Origin of the sequence: Moritella sp. F3, assembly GCF_015082335.1 — a bacterium.
Classification (GTDB): domain Bacteria; phylum Pseudomonadota; class Gammaproteobacteria; order Enterobacterales; family Moritellaceae; genus Moritella.
Map to the genome: position 1 here is coordinate 1 of NZ_BLRL01000084.1, position 262 is coordinate 262.

General features: G+C 74.0%; 1 protein-coding gene. It reads left to right on the forward strand.

Features of this window, described 5'->3' with window-relative positions:
• Nucleotides 1-182: histidine kinase dimerization/phospho-acceptor domain-containing protein (locus tag JFU56_RS22555; protein WP_305798266.1), on the forward strand; the 182-nt coding region annotated here is incomplete at its 5' end.
• Nucleotides 183-262: the final 80 nt, after the last annotated feature.

A 262-nucleotide genomic window follows, 5' to 3' on the forward strand; every position in this document is an offset into this window, starting at 1 on the left:
GGCTGGAAGGCCGCGAGCAGCTCGAGCACGACGTGCGCGCGCTCACCCACGAGCTCAAGAGCCCGCTGGCCGCGCTGCGGGCCAGCGGCGAGCTGCTGCAGGACGAACTGCCCGCCGCCGACCGCCAGCGCTTTGCCGCCCAGGTGCTGGACCAGACCGCGCGGCTGCAGACGCTGGTATAGCGGGTGCTGGCGCTGTCGCAGCTGGAGGCGCAGGTGGGCCTGGGCGAGCTGCAGCACCTCGCACTGGCGGACTGGGCCGA